Source organism: Phenylobacterium sp. (assembly GCF_036264965.1).
In the GTDB taxonomy this organism is placed as follows: Bacteria; Pseudomonadota; Alphaproteobacteria; order Caulobacterales; family Caulobacteraceae; genus Phenylobacterium.
Genome location: NZ_DATAPY010000060.1, coordinates 25,313 through 41,130, shown reverse-complemented (window position 1 = coordinate 41,130; position 15,818 = coordinate 25,313). Strand labels below are relative to the sequence as shown.

Below are 15,818 nucleotides of genomic sequence, written 5' to 3'. Positions count from 1 at the left end.
GGCGTGGCGGTGACCAACCTGGGCTCCGGGCGCAACAAGATCTTCGTGCGCGGCCTCTCCGACGGCTCCTTCACTGGCAAGACGCAATCGACCGTCGGTCTCTACCTCGGCGACGTGCCGATCACCTACAATGCGCCGGATCCGGACCTGCGCCTGGCCGACATCGACCGCGTCGAAGTGCTGCGCGGGCCCCAGGGGACGCTCTACGGTTCGGGCTCCATGGGCGGCATCGTACGGATCGTCCCGGCCCGGCCGGACCCCACGGCGGCCCTGGGCTCGGTCTCGGCCGAAGCCATGGCGACGCAGCATGGCGGCCCGTCCGAGGGCCTGGAGGGCATGGTCAACCTGCCCATAGCCGGCGGGCGCGCGGCGGTCCGGGCGGTGCTCTATACCGACGAGAGCGGCGGCTATATCAGCAACCCCGTCCTGGGGCTGAACGACGTGAACTTCAGCCGGCGCTCGGGCGGGCGGATCTCCGGCCTGGCCGAACTGCCGGACAACTGGGAGGTGGAGGCCGGCTTCGCCCATCAGTCGATCGGCACCGCCGACAGCCAGTACACCCAGGGCCTGACTGGCCCCCTCAGTCGCGACGCGAGCGTCCGCGAGCCCTTCGACAACGACTTCTCGGAGGGTGGCGTCACGGCGCAGCACAGCGGCGCCCTGGTCGACCTGAAGATGTCGGGCGCCTACATCGATCATTCGCTGGTCACCCGTTACGACGCCACCGGCGCGTTCCCTGCGGCTGGCGGCTCGCCCCATGGCCAGGCGTTCGACGAGGACAAGCACATCCGCCTCTGGGAGGCCGAAGGGCTGATGTCGTCCAACGCGCCTGGGCCCCTGCGCTGGCTGGCGGGCGGCTTCGTCTCGTTCTCCAACGAGATGGACGCGGCCGCCCTGCAGGACGTGAGACCGGCCGGACCCGCCCGCTCGATCTACCAGCGGCGCGACCAGCTGTCGGAGGCGGCGGTCTATGGCGAGGTGGCCTACGATATCACCGCCCGGCTTACCGTGACGGCCGGCGCCCGCTGGTTCGCCACCCGGGTCGACACCCGGGCCGGCAATTTCGACATCGCGCTGACCCCCATCGCGCCCCTGCGTGAACACCTGACCGATACGGGCGTCGCGCCCAAGCTTCGGGTCAGCTTCGCGGCGACCCCGGACGTGGTGTTCTACGCCCAGGTCCAGGAGGGCTACCGCGCCGGCGGCTTCAACATCCCGGCCGCGGCCGGCGGCGCGACCATCGAACGGCTTTCTCCGCAGTTCAGGCCTGACCACCTGTGGAACTATGAGATCGGCGCGGGGCTGCCGTTGTTCGACCATCGGCTGACCCTGCGCGCCGACGTCTTCCACGCCGACTGGGTCGGTCTGCAGACCGATCAGCGCCTGGCCTCCGGCCTGCCGATGACCGTCAACATCGGAGACGGCTCCAACACCGGGGTCGAGGGCGAGGCGGTCTGGCGGCCGGACGACCACCTGCAGGTGCGCGCCAATCTGCTGCTCGAGGATCCTTCCATCACCCGCGCCACAGACGTGTTTCCCGCGCGGCGCGACATCGGCCTGCCCGGCGTGCCCTACGCCATGGGCGCGGCCGACGTGCGCTACCACTGGCGGATCGGACGGTTCGAGGCGGAGACCGCGGCGCAGGTGGCCTATGTCGGCCGTTCCTACCTGACCTTCGACGGCGGGCTGGGCAACGCCATGGGCGGCTATGCGTCCGGCCGGGTCGCCGCGACGTTGCGCGCGGCGGTCTGGCGGGCGACCGCCTTTGTCGACAACGTCGCCGACGAGCGCGGCAACACCTTCGCCTACGGCAACCCCTTCAGCCGCGCGCGCGCCACCCAGGCGACGCCGCTGCGGCCGCGCACCGTGGGCCTCGGCCTGGCGCGCAGTTTCTAAGGTCTAGCGCCAGACCCCGGGCGAGATCTCGTCGGGGCAGCCTTGGATCCAGACGTCGCGGCGGGGACCCGAGACCAGGAAGGCGGTGTAGCGCTGGTTGTGCGCCGGCCCGCCGGCCCGCTTCAGCTCGCCCGCCGGTGCGACCTGGGTGAAACAGCGCTGAACGTCGGGGACCTTCATCCGCCGCGACAGGTCGACCACCAGGCCGGGCCGGCCGAAGTCGGGGCGCCCGGGGTCGGTGGCCCAGTAGCGGTCGCGCTCCACAAGCTCCAGCAGGGGCCCTGAGATGCGGTGCTCGTCCTGCAGTTGGGAGTAGACACCGTAGCTCAGGGTCCCGACCCAGGCCGCGCCGGTCCTGGCGCGCAGATCGTCGACGTCGCCGGCGAACTGGCTCCAGCCCCGCAGCGGCAGGGTCGGGTCGAGCCGCCCCAACGGGCTGGGCGTCGGAAGGGCCATGGCCGCGAAGGTCGCCACGGCGACGGCGTAACCCGGGACCGGCGCCAGGCGGCGCAGCCACTGCCGCCAGGGCGTGGCCGCCAACCGCTCGGCCGCGACGGCGGCGCAGATTGCCATGGCGCCGAAGATCGGGGCCGGCCAATGGCCCTGCACCCGGTCGTGCAGGCTGTGCAGCAGGAGGTAGGCCGCGAAGGGGGCGGACGTGGCCACGGGCAACATCAGCTGCACGGCTCCAGCCTGGCCGCGCTCGCGCCAGGCCTGCCGCGCGCCCAGCGTCGCATAGGCGGCGAGGATCGGGGTGAAGAGCAGGATCTGGGTGACCGCCAGCTCGCCGAGGTGGGCCAGGGTGACGCCGTGCGGCGCGACGCGACCGAACTGCTTGATGAAGGTGATCCACTGGTGCTGGGCGTTCCAGACGACGTTCGCGGCGAACACCGCCGCCGCGACGATGCAGGCGGCCCACGGGCCGGGCTTCTTGAGCTCCGCGACCCCGCCGGGGACCGCCAGCAGCCAGAGCAGGACGCCGGGGGCCAGGAACAGGCCCGAATATTTCGACATCACCGCCAGGCCCGCGGCGAGCCCGGCGACCAGCCACCAGCCGGCCCGCCGATGCTCCCAGAACCGCGCCAGGGCCCAGAGCGTAAGGGTCCAGAACAGGCTGGCGGGCGAATCCGGAATCGCCAGCATGCCGCCCAGGCACACCGTCAGGGTCGCGTTGTACCAAAGCGCCGCGCGGAAGGCCGCGCGCGGGCTGGCGCCCAGCCGCCGCGTCAGGTCGGCGATCAGCCAGGTGTTCAGCCCGCAGCTCAGCGCCGGCAGCAGCCGCACGCCCAGCGGCGTGTCGCCGAACAGGTTCATGCCGCCGCGGATCCACCAGCCGATCATCGGTGGGTGGTCGAGGTAGCCCAGCTGCAGGTGCAGGGCCCAGAAGCGGTAGTAGGCCTCGTCTTCGGTCAGGTGGACGGCGCCGGCGGCTGCCAGCCGTATGACGGTCAGGCCCAGCGCCAGCAGCAGGACGCCCCGCCCGGAATCGATGAGCGACGGACGGGCCGCGGCCTCGGTCACCAGACGGCCCGCGACGTGGTCACATAGTTCCAGACCGCCGCGACGACGGCCCCGGCGACGCCGGCGACCCACCAGGAGGGTCCGCGCTCATAGACCATGGTCGCCACCGCCACATTGGCGGCCAGGGGCACGCTGCAGAGCACCACGAACTTGAAATAGCCGACCAGCAGCGCCGCGCCGCGTTTGCGCCGGTCGCGATAGGTCACCGCATTGTTGATCAGGTAGTTGGAGGTCATAGCCCCCAGCGCGGCGACCAGCTGGGCCTCGGCGAAGCCGAGGTGCAACAGGGATCGCAGGATCAGCAGGTGCACGCCCACGCCGCTCGCGCCGACCATGGCGAACATGATGAAGCGCGGCGAGATCAGGTCGCGGGTGAGTTTGGCCACCAGCAGACCCAGGTATTGGATGACCACGCCGTTATCGAGCTTAGAGTCGCCAGCATGCCGGGCGCGGAACTCGTAGGGCAGCTCCAGATAACGCGGCGGGGTCTTCTGGGAGGCCAGGATATCGAACAGCACCTTGAAGCCCGAGGTGGTGAGCGCCGGCGCGACCGCCTCGACCATCTCGCGCCGGAGCATGAAGAAGCCGCTCATCGGGTCGGTGACGTCGGCGCGCAGCACGCGCCGGCCCAGCCAGTTGGCGAGCCGGCTGCCGGCCTCGCGCGTCGCCCCCAGGGCGGAGGCGTCGGCTCCGGCGACGCCCAGGTAGCGGCTGCCGACCACCACGTCGGCGCGGTCCTCCTGCAGCGCCTTCAGCATCTGCGGCAGCAGGGTCTCGTCGTGCTGCAGGTCGCCGTCGATCACGGCCACGAAGGGCGCTGCGGAAGCCATGGCGCCCTCGATCACCGCGCCGGCCAGGCCGCGGCGGCCGATACGGTGCAGGCACATCACCCGCGGATCGGTGGCGGCGATCGCCTTGACCGCCGCCGCCGTACCGTCGGGGCTGTCGTCGTCGACGAAGATCACCTGCCAGACGATGCCTTGCAGCGCCGCCTCAAGCTTCTGCAGCAGGGGGCGCACATTGGGCGCCTCCTTGAAGGTCGGGACGATGACGCCGAGCTCGAGCGGCTGGGCGGCGGGGGCGGTTTGGAGACGCAATTTGGCCCCGGACGGTGCGCGCATCCGCCCTCATAGCCGCCGCGCCGTGGCCTGGGAACTGTCCGCAGCGGGCCGCGGGCTGTCACGTGGGGAATGCGGCGTGTAAGGGATAGGAACGAGGGCGAGGCGAAGAGCGCTTGGACTTGCGGGACGACGGAAGATCGGCGCTGATCGGGCTCTATCTGGAGCGCCGCACGGACCTCGTGCGGTTCTTCACCGTGCGCCTGCGCTCGGCCGCCGCCGCCGAGGACCTGGTTCAGGACATCTATGTGCGCCTTTCGGGAATCGACCAGCCCGTCGAGATCCAGAATCCGATGGCCTATCTCTACCGGCTGGGGTCCAACCTGATGCTCGACCGGCTGCGGGGCGAGCGGCGCACGGCGCATCGCGACGGCGCCTGGCTGGACAGCCAGACCACCCGCGTCGGCATCCACGAGGTCTCCGCCGAGCCGGACGCGGAAACCGCGGTGGCGGCGCGCCAGCGCCTGGCCCTGCTCACTGAAGCCCTGACGGAGCTCAGTCCGCAGACACAGCGTGTCTTCCGGATGCACAAGTTCGAAGGCCTCAGCCACCCCGAGGTCGCCGCCAAGCTCGGCATCTCGCGAAGCGCCGTGGAGAAGCACATGATGGCCGCGCTTAAGCACCTTTCCGCGAGACTCCCGTGATCGGCGAAATGCGTTATTTGGAGGAGCTTGCCGGATGGCGGCGTCATCTCATCGAAAGCAGGTGGCTCGCCGCCTTGCGGGCTAGGGATTGATGCGGAAGACCGACGAACAGTTCAACGACGGTCGCGCGGCTGAGGAGGCGGCGCGCTGGTTCGCCCGTCTCCAAGGGGAGGCTGCGACCGGCGACGACTGGCTGGCGTTCGAACGCTGGCTGCAGTCGTCGCCGGCGCACGCCCAGGCCTATGAGCGCCTGGAGAACCTCTGGATCGATCTCGAATATGCGCCGGTGGCCAAGGAGCTCGGCGGCCGTCCGCTGCTGGCCACGCGCCGCCAGCGACCGGCGCGTAACGCGCCGCGCGACCAGCTTCGCCGCCGGGCCCTATGGGGCGCGGGCGCAGCGATCGCCGCCGGCCTTGTGGTCGCTGTGGGCGTTGGCCTGCAATCGCCGGGCGTCGCTGCGCAGACCTTTGCCACGCCGGCCGGCCAGACCCGTGACATCGCGCTGGCGGACGGCACCCATATCCGCCTGAACGCGGCCTCCAGGATCACCGTGCGCTTCGAGCGCGACGCGCGCCGGGTGGAAATGGCCGACGCCGAGGCGGTGTTCGATGTGGCCCATGACGCCAAGCGGCCGTTCCTGATCGGGGTCGGCGACCGCCAGGTCCGCGTCGTCGGCACCGAATTCAACCTGCGCAACCGCCAGGGGCTGGTGGACCTCACCGTCCGCCGCGGCGCCGTCGAAGTGCGTCCCGCCGACGCCCTGCAGTCCGCGCCCACCCGAGTGACGGTCGGGCAGGAACTGACCCATACGGTCGGCCAGTCTGTCCAGGTGCTGAAGGTCTCCGATCCGGACGCCACCTTCGCCTGGACCAACGGCCAGCTGATCTACCGCGATCAGCCGCTGTCGGACGTCGCGGCCGACCTGTCGCGCCGCTTCGGCACCCCGGTGCGGACGGCGGACGCGCGCACCGCGGCCCTGCGCTTCTCCGGCGTGCTGGTGACCGACAACGAGGCCGACGTGCTGCGCCGGCTTTCGGCCTACGCCCCGGTGCGGGTCGAGCGCACCTCCACCGAGATTATCCTGCACCATCGCTAGACGGTGGGTTCAGCTTCATCGCCTGCAGCAGGCTGCCGGTGAAGGTCATGACGCCCGTGTGGCTCAGCCGCGCCTCCATATCGGCCCAGATTTCCCCGCCCAGATCGCGCCAGCGGCGGCAGAAGGCGTAGTCCTCCGACAGGTACTGGCCGGTTTCCGGCTCGATCATGGTCTCGAAGACCATCGGCGCCTCGTCGGCCAGGCGGTCGCCCATGTCGCCCATCTTGGCGTGCAGCTCGGGATGGGCGTCGACGATCTGCTGCATGGCCTCCCGGTGGATCATCAGGAAGCCGGTGCCGCCATAGGCCACCTTGGCGATGCCGTTCTCGATCTCCACCGAGTGGTCCGGCGTCGGCAGGAAGCGCACCACATAGCCCAGCGAGGCGGCCATCATGTCCGGCGCATCGGCCTTGCCCGCGGCCCGGGCGCGCTCCCAGTCGACGTATTTCATCGGACAGACCGCGGCGATCACCGGCTTGTCGGCGTCCAGCAGGCGAAAGACGTTCTCCGGCGCGAAGCCGATGTCGGCGTCGCAGAACAGAATGTGGGTGGCTTCCTTATGCGCGAGGAAGCGGGCGGTGAGCCGGCTGCGGGCCCGGGTGATCAGGGCGTCGCCGCCCATCAGGTCGATCTCCAGCCCGATTCCACGCTCGCGGCAGGCCTTCTGCAGGGCGAGCACCGAGTGCATGAACTGCAGCATCAGCTGGCCGCCATAGCAGGGCGTGGCCAGGTAGACGAAGGGTTTGGCGTCAGTTTCAGACGGCATGGAAACTCCGAGGACCGCGGTCAGGCCGGTTGCGGATCGCGGAGGAAAGCCTCCACCAGATCGTCATAGAGGTCGAAGCGTTTGTAGGCGCGCAAGTCCGGCGTGGCCGCGCGCCAGGCGTTCGCGAAGGCGGCCAGGCGCTCGGGATCGGCGGCGAGGTCGCTCAAGGGCGCCAGCCAGACGCGGATCGTGAACAGGGCGCCGCCGGTCTGCGGCAGGCGGCGCAGGGTCTGGCGCTCGACGCGCAGGCAAAGGACGCGGCCGGCTTCGCGCGGGTCGATGTCGGGTATCTGGGCGCGGATCGGCGCGGAGGAGGGCGTGTGCAGGTCCGCGGAATTCAGCACCGTCCAGTTGCGCCGCTCCAGCACCAGCTCCGGGCGCAGCCCCTCGAAGACGCGCTGCACGCGCACCAGGAACCGCTCGCCGAAGCCGGTCACCGGGCCGTGCAGCTCTTCCAGCGACTTGCCGATCGCCTCGGCGGCGGTGAAGAACCCGCCCGCGGACAGCGACAGCGCCGCCAGCCGCCACTGGCCGTCGCGCTTCTCCATGAGACAGAGGTCGTCGGGCACACGGCGGGCGGCGGCGTAGAGCGCGGGCAGGCCGCGCTGCGCGGGCGCGGGGCCCAGCGCGGCCTCGACCATCGCCGCCGCTTCCGCCTGGCCGGCCTGCGAGCCCGGCGTCTCGGCCCACACCAAGTCTCGCACACGTTCGAACAGCGGGTCCTTGCGCGCTGCCGGATCGGCCTCACCGCCTTCCAGCCAGTCGGCAAGCGGGATGGGCCGAAGCCCGATCTGGAAGTCGGCGGCCTCTTCCCAGGGGCGATGGCGCGGGCTCACCTGACCCAGCCCAGCCGCCGCCAGATCAGCCAGACCCCATAGGCCACGGCGATGCCCACCGTGTCGGCCGTCAGATCGAGGATGTCACCGTCGCGTCCGAAAGGCAGAACCGCCTGCAGCACCTCGACGGCCGCCCCGAACACGAGGGCGAACAGCAGGATCGCCCACCGCCGCTTGGTCGACAGCAGCAACCCCGCGCCGGTCAGCACCGCCCAGGAGATGGCGTGCTCGGCCTTGTCCCAGATCAGGCCCACACCGGGCACGTCCTTGCCGGGCGCCAGGGTGAGATAGAGCAGGATCGCGCAGGCCAGGGCGTAGATCGCCAGGCGAAGCGGACGGGGCTGGCGGCGCAGAAGCTCGAACGGCGGCATGGGCCCTTACTTGCACGTCCGCGCCCGGCTCTCTAGCGTCCGCCGCCTGCCGGAGCGCGTCAGGGTGAAGTGGACGCCGGTTCACCCGTCCGACGCGCTCCAAACTTGAAAAGATCGACCCTTCTTGCCCGGTTCAGGTGATCCCCCTGAACCGGGAAGGGTCTCGGAGCGCGGAGCGGACATGGCGGCCAGACCGGAGATTGCGGCGGTGATCTGGGACTTCGGCGGGGTGTTCACCTCCTCGCCGTTCGAGGCCTTCAACCGCTTCGAGGCCTCCCGCGGCCTGCCGAAAGACCTGATCCGGCGGATCAACGCCGCCAACCACCACGACAACGCCTGGGCGCTGTTCGAGCGCAACGAGATCGACACCGCGCGCTTTGACGCCCTGTTCCTGGAGGAATCCACGGCGCTTGGGCATCCGGTGCGGGGCGGCGAAGTGCTGCCGCTGCTCTCGGGCGAGCTGCGGCCGCGGATGGTGGTGGCGCTGAAGACCTGCAAGCAGCACTTCAAGGTAGGCTGCATCACCAACAACGTCGTCTCGATGCATTCGCCCGGCCAGGACGAGGTCCAGCGCGCCGCCGGCGCCATGGGCCAGGTCATGCCGCTGTTCGACGCGATCATCGAAAGTTCCAAGGCTGGCGTGCGTAAGCCGGACCCGAGGATTTATCTGATGATGTGCGAGCTCCTGGCCGTGGAGCCCGGTCGTTGCGTCTACCTCGACGACCTGGGCATCAACTGCAAGCCGGCCGCGGCGCTGGGCATGCGGGCGATCAAGGTGGTGGACGTCGACCAGACCCTGGCGGAGCTGGCGGATGCGACGGGGCTGACGTTCGGGGCGGAGAGTGTGGCATGAGCCGGCCCACCAAGATCGGCGCCGCGGCGGCGGTGAAGCAGCGGCCCCTGTGGCGCGTGGCCGAGGGCGACCGCGACGCCATCCAGCGCACCTACCGCTTCGCCGATTTTACCGCCGCGTTCGCCTTCATGACCCGCACAGCCCTGACGGCCGAGAAGCTCGACCACCATCCGGAGTGGTTCAACGTCTACAATCGCGTGGATGTCACGCTGACGACCCACGACGCCGGCGGGGTGACCGAGCTGGACGTGAAGCTCGCGACCTTCATGGACATGGCGGCGAAGAGCGCGGGCGCGACGGGCGAGTAGACCACCCTTTTCTCGTCATCCTCCGGTCGCGCGAAGACGCGATCCGGGGGACCCAAGCGGCCTCGCCGCCTTCTGCAAATCAGCTTGGGTCCCCCGGATCAGCCTGTGGCTGACCGGAGGATGACGGGTTAGGGGTAGAGCGCCGCGGCTGGGCTGCGACAAGTCAGAGAAGGGGAGTTACGGTATGCCAGGACGGGTCGCGGGCAAGAAGGCCTTCATCTCAGGCGGGGCGCAGGGCCTCGGCGCGGCCATGGCCCGCAAGCTCGCCGATGAGGGCGCCAAGGTGACGGTGGCCGACATCAACATCGATGGAGCCCGGAAGGTCGCCGCCGAGATCAACGCCGCCCACGGCGAGGGGACCGCATTCGCCTTCCCGCTGGACGTCACCAAGGAGGAGCAGTGGGTCTTCGCGCTTGAGGAGGCCGATCACGCCATGGGCGGCATCTCGGTGCTGGTGAACAACGCCGGCATCAGCCGCGGCGGCGACATCGAGAGCCTGAGCATCGAGGACTGGAAGACGGTGATGAGCGTCAACGTCGACTCGGTGTTCCTGGGGACCAAGCATGCGCTGAAGTACATGCGGGGCCACCAGCCCGGCTCGATCGTCAACATCTCCTCGATCGCCGGCCTGATCGCGGCCCATAATTCGCCCAGCTACAACGCCTCCAAGGCCGCGGTCTGGCTGCTGTCGAAGGGCATCGCCCTACACTGCGCCAAGCAGGGGCTGGATATCCGCTCGAACTCCATCCACCCGACCTTCATCGACACCCCGATCCTCGACCCGCTGCGCCAGCGGTTCGGCAAGGAGGAAGCGGAGGCCAAGCTCGGCCGCCAGGTCCCGCTCGGCCACATCGGCGCGCCGGAGGACATCGCCAACGCCTGCCTCTACCTGGCCTCCGATGAGTCGAAGTTCATGACCGGCGCCGAGCTCAAGCTCGATGGCGGCATCTCGGCGATGTGACGGCCTAAGGAAGACGAACCACGGAAAACACGGAAAGAGCACGGAAGGAGATTCAATCCTCCTAGGACAGTAGGTCGCTTCGAGTGCGCGCCAGGCGCGCGAATCAACTCGGGCAGAGCGCTCCGATGCGGCCCGCCTTCCGTGCTCTTTCCGCGTTTTCCGTGGTTCAAAAGACGGAGTCGCCTCTCGCATAGCTGGCCGTTCAGTTCGCGACGACCGCGCCGATCAGCAGCTTCCCGCCCGGCCGCTTGAGGATCAGGTCGGTCTGGCGCTGCAGTTCCTTGACGATCAGATCCGCGTTGGGCTCCGCGCCGGGCGGCAGGCCGGCCGCATAGATCTGCATGGCCTGGACGTAGGCCGCGCGCAGGCGGGGCAGCGACTTGTCGGCGAACTCGCGAAGCTTGGGGTCGTCGACCTGCAGGCCGCAGTCGACGCTGAGCACGCCGCGCCGCCCGCCGCCCTTGTTGGTGGTGGCGGTGATCGGGTTGAGCGGGATGTAGTTCTCGCCGCCGGATTTCTTCTTCTGCTTTTCGTCGGCGAACACGGCCGAAGGTGGCAGGCCGGCCAGGGCGCAAAGGACCAGGAGATCGCGGCGTCGCATGCCGCAACCTATCTCGATCATGGTTAGCGGCTTCTTTACGCGGCGCTGCCACAAGGGGGCGAACGCCCGGGAATCCGCTCCGGGCATCTGCGGAGCGCGCCTTGAGCCGATTTGCGCCGACCAGTCTCGACCTCGACGGCAAGGTCATCATCGTCACCGGCGGCACGGGCTCGTTCGGGCGGCGCTTCATCGAGACCGTGCTGACCCGCGCCGACCCGCGCAAGCTGATCGTCTATTCCCGCGACGAGCTGAAGCAGAGCGAGATGCAGATCGACCTGGCCGAGCGCTTCGGCCCGGAGAAGATGGCGAAGATGCGCTTCTTCCTGGGCGACGTGCGCGATCGCGAGCGGCTGATCCTGGCCTTCCGGGGCGTCGACATCGTGATCCACGCCGCGGCCCTGAAGCAGGTGCCGGCGGCGGAATACAACCCGTCGGAATGCATCCACACCAACAGCATGGGCGCCGAGAACGTGGTCTGGGCCTGCCTGACCAACCGGGTGAAGCAGGTCATCGCGCTCTCCACCGACAAGGCCTGCAACCCGATCAACCTTTACGGCGCGACCAAGCTGGCCTCCGACAAGACCTTCGTGGCCGCCAACAACCTCTCCGGCGACATCGGCACGCGGTTCTCGGTGGTGCGCTACGGCAATGTGGTGGGCAGCCGCGGGTCGGTGGCGCCCTTCTTCCAGCGACTGCTCGCCAAGGGCGCGACGGAGCTGCCGATCACCGATGTGCGGATGACACGGTTCTGGATCACCCTGAACGAGGGCGTCGAATTCGTGCTCTCATCGCTGGGCGCGATGCATGGCGGCGAGATTTTCGTGCCGAAGATTCCTTCGATGAAGATGACCGATCTGGCCGAGGCGATGGCGCCGGGCCTGCCGATCAAAGTGGTCGGCATCCGCCCGGGCGAGAAGCTGCACGAGATCATGATCAACGCCGACGACGCGCGCTCCAGCGTCGACCTGGGCGACCGCTACGCCATCGAGCCGGCCTTCGTGGAGTACAGCCGCGAGCCGCTGGAGGGCGCCAGGCTGGCCGAGGACTTCAGCTACGCCAGCGACACCAACGACGATTGGCTGAGCGGCCCGCAGCTGTTGGCCATCCTCAATGACTACGCTCCCCAGCAGCGCCGGCGGCGCGCGGCCGACTAGCATGCCGCGTCCGGTCCTCCCCTACGGCCGCCAGACCATCGAGGACGACGACATTTCGGCCGTTGTCGAGGCGTTGAAGGCCGATTTCCTGACCACCGGCCCCACCGTCGAGGCTTTCGAGACCGCCTTCGCTGAGACGGTGGGCGCCCGCCACGCCGTGGCCTGCGCCAACGGCACCGCGGCGCTCCACCTGGCCATGCTGGCCCTGGACGTAGAGCCGGGCGAGGTGGTCATCGCGCCCTCGATCACCTTCCTGGCCACCGCCAACTGCGCCCGCTACGTTGGCGCCGAGGTGGTGTTCGCCGACGTCGACCCGCTGAGCGGCCTGATGACGCCGGAGACCCTGTCCGAAGCCCTGACGCGGGTCGGCGGCCGCAAGCTGCGCGCCGTCCTGCCGGTGCATCTGCGCGGCGACACCGTGAACCTGCCGGAGCTTGCGGCCCTGGCCGGCGGGGCGGGCGCAGTGCTCGTGGAGGATGCGCCCCATGCGCTGGGCTCGACCATGAGCTTCGGCAACGTCGCCGAGCGGGCCGGCGACGCGCGCCACTCGGCCATGGCCACCTTCTCCTTCCACCCGGTCAAGACCATCGCCACCGGCGAGGGCGGCATGATCACCACCAACGACGCGGTTCTCGCCGAACGCCTGCGGGTGATGCGCAGCCACGGCATGACGCGGCCGGCCGGCGCCGATCCGTGGGTCTACGAAATGGCCGAACCGGGCTTCAACTACCGCCTGCCCGACATCCTCTGCGCGCTCGGCCTGTCGCAACTGAAGAAGCTCCCGAGGTTCGCCGCGAGGCGCCGCGCCCTGGCCAAGGCCTATGAGGCAGCCCTCGCGCCCCTGGCGCCGGTGGTGCGGATCGCCGAGCGCCCCGCCTGGAGCGACCCGGTCCTGCACCTGATGTGCGTGCTGATCGACTTCGAAGCCGCGGGGGTGACGCGCCGTGCGGTGGTGGACGCGTTGCGGGAGCGCGGGGTTGGGACCCAGGTCCACTACATCCCGGTCCACACCCAGCCCTATTACCGGGAACGGTATGGCGAGCTAGACCTGCCGGGGGCGCAGGATTGGTATGATCGGTGCCTGTCGCTTCCGCTCTATCCGGGTATGGCGGATAAGGATGTTGGGCGGGTGGCCGAGGCGTTGGGGGCGGTGTTGGGGGGTTGACCGCGCTCAGGCCCCCGAGATGAGGTCGGCCAAGTTTTCGGGCCAGATTTGCTCGCTGGTCAGACGGATTTCATCAAGAGACCACCAGCGATGCTCCGCCATCACCTCTCGCTCCAGCGAAGTCCAACCTTCGCGGCTGAGCGCGGCCTCGCCGGTCCTGACCAGGAAGAAGCGCTCGTCGGCCTTGATGGTTTGGCCCTCTGGCGAGCGAAACACCGCCTCGCGCCGCGCCACTTGCGGGCCAGGGTGCGAGATCGTCAGCCCTGTCTCCTCCGCAAGCTCCCGAATGGCCGCCTGTTCGAACGTCTCTCCCTCATCGACTCCCCCGCCCGGCGTGGCCCAAAACTGCGTCCCGGCCAGGGCGCCACGCTCGAACACGAACTTGAACAGCAAGACCCTCCCATCGGGGTCGATAACGAGAACACGGGCCGACGGTCTAAGGCGCATATCCAATCCGGTCCCCGCGGAGGTGCGCATCTCCCAGATGCCACCCAGCCTTAAACCTCATGGATGATGCGAGCCTTGGGGCTCCAAGGCAAACTGGCCGGCATGAGATTTGAGCCACAGCGCGCCCACTACTCCTTCTTCGTCATCCTCCGGTCAGCCGCGGGCTGATCCGGGGGACCCATGATCTCGGTGGTGAGACCAGGGAGCGCAGCGTCGCCGTTTGGGGTGATCCGCGCCGATCGAGATCATGGGTCCCCCGGATCGCCTCTTCGGGCGACCGGAGGATGACGAATGTGGGGGGTGGCTGGGCCGCCGCCTACGCCGCCAACGCCGCGTGCTTCAGCAGATCCCGGATGGCGTCCACCTGGTCGGGGGCGGTGGTCAGTTCGGCGCGGGTGTCGTCGGCGCGGGCGAGCTTCAACGCTTCGGCGCGGGCGCGGTCGGCGCAGGCGCCGAGCGGGGCGGTCTCGCCGCAGGCCATCTTCAACAACATGGTCAGCCGCTCCAGCGCCGGCTTCGACGCCCGCACCGTGGCGGCGATCAGCTTGGCTTCGGCCTCCACCACGCCGCCGACCTCACCGAGCTTGACCTGGATGGGCTTGAAGACCTCCTCCACCAGGCCGCAGCGGGCGACGCCGCGCTGCAGCTTGGCCAGTTCCGCCAGCCGCTGGGGCGCGAAGTGGCCCTGGCTCGCCTCGCGCTCGAAGCGCAGGCTGAAGATCAGCGAGGAGAGCCAGCGGCCCGCCTCGCGCTTGTTGCCGCCGCCGATGATGTTCTCGATCAGCCAGACCAGGGCCTCGGCTTCCTCCATCACCGTGGCGTCTTCGCCCAGGTAGGATTCCACGAACTCGCGGGCGACCAGCGTCTTGGACCGCGCCGTGAAGGCGGCCTGGACGTCGTCCAGCGGCAGCAGCTTGCCGGACGCCGCCGTCAGCGACATGGCGAGCCCCCGGGTGACGTCGATCTCGCCCTCCGGATCGGAGGGGCGCAGGCGGCGGCCGCCGCCCAGGTCGCGCAGGATGCGCTGGCCGATGGCGGCGCGAACGCCGGTGAAGTCCTCGGCCATCAGCCACTTGGCCAGGCGCTTGGCGCGGTCGGAGAGCTCCGGGGTGACCTTAGCGACCGACGGCTCGACCTTGACCAGCTGGTCGACGACGCTGGCGGCGGCCAGCCGGCTCATGGCCGCCAGGCGCGCGCCCAGGTCCAGTGACCCGCCGACGATGTTGTCGAGGCCCTTCTCGTGGCGGACGATCTCTTCCAGCGGCTCGGCGATCACCGACAGCGCCAGCGCACGGCCGGCGCCTTCGGGCGGGGCGTTGTCGGCCAGGTCGAGCAGCAGGGCGACCTTTTCGCTCCAGCCCTGGGCAGCGGCGAGGTAGCCCGCCACCGCGCAGCCGAGCCGATAGCCGCCCTCAGGGTCCTTGGACATGGCCCCGGCGACCTTGGCGAAGGTCTCCGGCGTGGCTTCGGGCAGGCCCTTCTTGCGGTCGCGCATCAGGCGCTCGATGGCGCGGTCGCTCAGCGATTTGAACGTCGCGATCATCTCGGCCAGCGTCGTGCCGCGCGAGTGCGCCTCCGGTGTGGCGACCTTCTGGATGGCCTGGGTGATCTCCACACCGCTGGCCTCCAGCTGCTCGACCAGGTCGGGGCGGTGCAGCAGTTCGAAGGGCGTCACCTCGTGACGTTCCAGCCAGGTCTCGAACAGCCGGCCGATCCGCTCGCGGGCGTGGCAGGTGTAGAGATCCTGCGGCGAAATGCAGAGGGGTTCCGTCGGCTCCGGCGCGCGGACCTTGCGCGGCTTCTCGGGCTGGCCCAGCGTCAGTATGGTGAGGGACTGGAACTCGCCGGTTTCCGGGTCCAGGGTCTCGCGCATCACCCGGGCCGCCGCCACGTGGCCGCGATCGACCAGTTCCTTGGCTTCATCGAGAGCGACGGCGCGGGTGTCTGTGGCGGTCTTCAAGGCCCAGGAGGAGTCCGGATAACGGCGGACAAAGACCTCGAAATGGACGTTCGCGACAGGCATTCAGCTCTCTCCAGTGAACCGGAGACTAGGCGCGAAGCTTTAAGGTCACGTTGACCCC

16 protein-coding genes are annotated in these 15,818 nt (G+C 69.5%); 8 read left to right on the top strand and 8 right to left on the bottom strand.

Annotated features, from left to right (window positions below; translation table 11 throughout):
• On the top strand, positions 1-1,896 hold a 1,896-nt coding region (locus VHS75_RS08490; protein WP_329638171.1), incomplete at its 5' end, for a TonB-dependent receptor.
• A 3-nt stretch (positions 1,897-1,899) separates the two neighbouring features.
• Here VHS75_RS08490 and VHS75_RS08485 read toward each other — a convergent pair.
• Positions 1,900-3,417 carry a glycosyltransferase family 39 protein gene (locus VHS75_RS08485; protein ID WP_329638170.1) on the bottom strand — a complete coding sequence of 506 codons (1,518 nt, stop codon included), beginning with the start codon at positions 3,415-3,417 and terminating at the stop codon, positions 1,900-1,902.
• Entirely contained in the window at positions 3,414-4,514 is a 1,101-nt protein-coding gene (locus VHS75_RS08480; protein WP_329638169.1) for a glycosyltransferase, read from the bottom strand. The genes VHS75_RS08485 and VHS75_RS08480 overlap by 4 nt, the downstream gene beginning before the upstream one ends.
• A 143-nt stretch (positions 4,515-4,657) precedes the next feature.
• Here VHS75_RS08480 and VHS75_RS08475 point away from each other — a divergent pair, with 143 nt between their 5' ends.
• Entirely contained in the window at positions 4,658-5,179 is a 522-nt protein-coding gene (locus tag VHS75_RS08475; RefSeq protein WP_329638168.1) for a sigma-70 family RNA polymerase sigma factor, read from the top strand.
• A 91-nt stretch (positions 5,180-5,270) separates the two neighbouring features.
• Positions 5,271-6,275 (top strand): FecR family protein, encoded by a 1,005-nt coding sequence (locus tag VHS75_RS08470; protein ID WP_329638167.1) that lies wholly within the window; start codon positions 5,271-5,273, stop codon positions 6,273-6,275.
• Here VHS75_RS08470 and VHS75_RS08465 read toward each other — a convergent pair.
• Genes VHS75_RS08465 through VHS75_RS08455 form a run of 3 tightly spaced genes read right to left on the bottom strand, consistent with a single transcriptional unit; the run spans position 6,256 to position 8,248 of the window.
• Positions 6,256-7,041: a hypothetical protein gene (locus VHS75_RS08465; protein WP_329638166.1), complete on the bottom strand. Its 786-nt coding sequence runs from the start codon at positions 7,039-7,041 to the stop codon at positions 6,256-6,258. The genes VHS75_RS08470 and VHS75_RS08465 overlap by 20 nt on opposite strands.
• Before the next feature lie 20 nt (positions 7,042-7,061).
• Positions 7,062-7,877 carry a heme-dependent oxidative N-demethylase subunit alpha family protein gene (locus tag VHS75_RS08460; RefSeq protein ID WP_329638165.1) on the bottom strand — a complete coding sequence of 272 codons (816 nt, stop codon included), beginning with the start codon at positions 7,875-7,877 and terminating at the stop codon, positions 7,062-7,064.
• Positions 7,874-8,248, bottom strand: coding sequence for a VanZ family protein (locus VHS75_RS08455; RefSeq protein ID WP_329638164.1), 375 nt, complete (start codon positions 8,246-8,248; stop codon positions 7,874-7,876). The genes VHS75_RS08460 and VHS75_RS08455 overlap by 4 nt, the downstream gene beginning before the upstream one ends.
• Before the next feature lie 181 nt (positions 8,249-8,429).
• Between VHS75_RS08455 and VHS75_RS08450 the strand changes: the two genes are divergently transcribed.
• The 3 genes from VHS75_RS08450 to VHS75_RS08440 all read left to right on the top strand — a co-directional run bounded on the left by VHS75_RS08450 (position 8,430) and on the right by VHS75_RS08440 (position 10,370).
• Positions 8,430-9,101: an HAD-IA family hydrolase gene (locus tag VHS75_RS08450; RefSeq protein WP_329638163.1), complete on the top strand. Its 672-nt coding sequence runs from the start codon at positions 8,430-8,432 to the stop codon at positions 9,099-9,101.
• Positions 9,098-9,409 (top strand): 4a-hydroxytetrahydrobiopterin dehydratase, encoded by a 312-nt coding sequence (locus VHS75_RS08445; protein ID WP_329638162.1) that lies wholly within the window; start codon positions 9,098-9,100, stop codon positions 9,407-9,409. The genes VHS75_RS08450 and VHS75_RS08445 overlap by 4 nt, the downstream gene beginning before the upstream one ends.
• A gap of 184 nt (positions 9,410-9,593) precedes the next feature.
• The gene (locus VHS75_RS08440; protein WP_329638161.1) at positions 9,594-10,370 is read left to right on the top strand and encodes an SDR family oxidoreductase; all 777 of its coding nucleotides are present in this window, start codon (positions 9,594-9,596) and stop codon (positions 10,368-10,370) included.
• Positions 10,371-10,572: 202 nt separating this feature from the next.
• Here VHS75_RS08440 and VHS75_RS08435 read toward each other — a convergent pair whose 3' ends face one another.
• Entirely contained in the window at positions 10,573-10,992 is a 420-nt protein-coding gene (locus tag VHS75_RS08435) for a hypothetical protein (protein ID WP_329638160.1), read from the bottom strand.
• Between the two features lie 80 nt (positions 10,993-11,072).
• On the opposite strand from VHS75_RS08435, the gene pseB reads away from it, so the two are divergent.
• On the top strand, positions 11,073-12,125 hold the full coding sequence (gene pseB / locus VHS75_RS08430) for a UDP-N-acetylglucosamine 4,6-dehydratase (inverting) (protein ID WP_329638159.1): 1,053 nt from the start codon (positions 11,073-11,075) through the stop codon (positions 12,123-12,125).
• A gap of 1 nt (position 12,126) precedes the next feature.
• Entirely contained in the window at positions 12,127-13,290 is a 1,164-nt protein-coding gene (gene pseC, locus VHS75_RS08425; RefSeq protein WP_329638158.1) for a UDP-4-amino-4,6-dideoxy-N-acetyl-beta-L-altrosamine transaminase, read from the top strand.
• A gap of 6 nt (positions 13,291-13,296) precedes the next feature.
• Here pseC and VHS75_RS08420 read toward each other — a convergent pair whose 3' ends face one another.
• Positions 13,297-13,737, bottom strand: a complete 441-nt coding sequence (locus tag VHS75_RS08420; RefSeq protein WP_329638176.1) for an NUDIX hydrolase — start codon at positions 13,735-13,737, stop codon at positions 13,297-13,299.
• Between the two features lie 316 nt (positions 13,738-14,053).
• Entirely contained in the window at positions 14,054-15,760 is a 1,707-nt protein-coding gene (locus VHS75_RS08415; protein ID WP_329638157.1) for a hypothetical protein, read from the bottom strand.
• Positions 15,761-15,818 lie beyond the last annotated feature (58 nt).

What these genes read in the sequence shown, in the direction of transcription:
- VHS75_RS08470 (WP_329638167.1), top strand. Translation starts at nt 5,271, where the DNA reads ATGCGGAAGACCGACGAACAGTTCAACGACGGTCGCGCGGCTGAGGAG.
- VHS75_RS08445 (WP_329638162.1), top strand. Translation starts at nt 9,098, where the DNA reads ATGAGCCGGCCCACCAAGATCGGCGCCGCGGCGGCGGTGAAGCAGCGG.
- VHS75_RS08435 (WP_329638160.1), bottom strand. Translation starts at nt 10,992, where the DNA reads ATGATCGAGATAGGTTGCGGCATGCGACGCCGCGATCTCCTGGTCCTT.
- VHS75_RS08455 (WP_329638164.1), bottom strand. Translation starts at nt 8,248, where the DNA reads ATGCCGCCGTTCGAGCTTCTGCGCCGCCAGCCCCGTCCGCTTCGCCTG.
- VHS75_RS08415 (WP_329638157.1), bottom strand. Translation starts at nt 15,760, where the DNA reads ATGCCTGTCGCGAACGTCCATTTCGAGGTCTTTGTCCGCCGTTATCCG.
- VHS75_RS08440 (WP_329638161.1), top strand. Translation starts at nt 9,594, where the DNA reads ATGCCAGGACGGGTCGCGGGCAAGAAGGCCTTCATCTCAGGCGGGGCG.
- pseC (WP_329638158.1), top strand. Translation starts at nt 12,127, where the DNA reads ATGCCGCGTCCGGTCCTCCCCTACGGCCGCCAGACCATCGAGGACGAC.
- VHS75_RS08465 (WP_329638166.1), bottom strand. Translation starts at nt 7,041, where the DNA reads ATGCCGTCTGAAACTGACGCCAAACCCTTCGTCTACCTGGCCACGCCC.
- VHS75_RS08450 (WP_329638163.1), top strand. Translation starts at nt 8,430, where the DNA reads ATGGCGGCCAGACCGGAGATTGCGGCGGTGATCTGGGACTTCGGCGGG.
- VHS75_RS08420 (WP_329638176.1), bottom strand. Translation starts at nt 13,737, where the DNA reads ATGCGCCTTAGACCGTCGGCCCGTGTTCTCGTTATCGACCCCGATGGG.